General features: G+C 66.0%; 2 protein-coding genes. One reads left to right on the top strand and one right to left on the bottom strand.

What is annotated here, in order from left to right; all coding sequences use genetic code 11:
* The coding region (locus EOA33_RS36460; protein WP_145989537.1) for an SPOR domain-containing protein at positions 1 to 512 on the top strand (512 nt) is incomplete at its 5' end.
* Between the two features lie 42 nt (positions 513 to 554).
* Here the strand turns inward: EOA33_RS36460 and EOA33_RS36455 are convergent.
* Positions 555 to 1,130 (bottom strand): DnaJ domain-containing protein (locus tag EOA33_RS36455; protein ID WP_127407779.1); only part of this gene is annotated, 576 nt, incomplete at its 5' end.

Raw genomic sequence — 1,130 nt, 5'->3', positions numbered from 1 at the left:
TCAGTGCGCTGGCCAAGGTGCTCCTGCCGAAGCATGACGCGCCGACCCCGGACGAAAAGCCGGCGGTCGAGGAAGAGGCGGTCGTCGCCTCCGCGGACGACAGCGCGCCCGTCGTCGAGGAGACCACGCCGGTCGTCCAGATCAAGAAGGTCAAGACCGTGGCAGTCGCCGCCGTGGTTCCGTCGCCAGCGCCGCAAGCCGTCGCGGCCTACGCCGAGCCGGAACCGGCTGCGGCGGTCGATCCGGTCAAGACCGCTTCGGTCCCCTCCGGCTGGGCCGTGCAGGTGGCGTCCTCGCCAAAGCAATCCGAAGCCCAGGCCTTCCTCGACAAGACGAGCAAGCAGGCGCCGAAGGTGCTGGCCGACGCCGCCGGCTTCACCGTCGCCTTTGAAAAGGACGGCGTCACCTACTACCGCGCCCGCTTCGGCGGCTTCTCGTCGAAGGATGCCGCGTGGGATGCGTGCAACGCTTTGAAGAAGAAGAAGATCAGCTGTTACGCCGTCCAGCAGTAGGTCGGCTTGCAATCTCCCGGGAAATTTTTGCGTCGAAGGAGACTAGTTGTGGTTGGAGAGCAAGACGTCCTTGGCTTCATTGATTCGCGCCGCAAGGAACGACGTGCCGCCGATATCGGGGTGCAGGCGCTGCATCAGGCGGCGGTGCGCCTTGCGGACATCCGCCGCGGCGGCCCCCGCTTCAAGACCAAGGATCTTGTAGGCCTCCTCCTTAGTCATGGCGCCCGCACCTGGCGCAACACCCAGCCCTTCGCCACCGTCCGGCTCAGCGTTTTTGCGCCAGATGGGAAATCGGCCGTCAAGATACGTCTCTAGCAGCTGGCGGCTCTCCGGATCGCCGAAGAGCTCACGGTAGAGCTGCTGCAACTCGGCGAGGCTCATCGCGCCAAGCATCTTGCCTTCATGGCGGCCGGCCAGAACGAGCCCTTCCAGTCCGCCGGTCTTGTGATCAAGCTCCATTTCCAGCGCAGCAGTGCGCACAGTGGAGCGCCTGCCCGGCGGTGGTCTTGATCCGCTGCGGTTCATACGCACCGAGCCAAACCAGGCGATCGCGCCGGCCAGCATCATGCCGCCGATGCCGCTGCGGCCCACGACGAGCAAGGCTGCGCCGGCCAGCGC

This window comes from Mesorhizobium sp. M4A.F.Ca.ET.050.02.1.1, from assembly GCF_003997725.1.
Lineage (GTDB): Bacteria > Pseudomonadota > Alphaproteobacteria > Rhizobiales > Rhizobiaceae > Mesorhizobium.
Note: the sequence above shows the minus strand (reverse complement) of the source record. Positions and strands in the feature narration are given on the sequence as shown.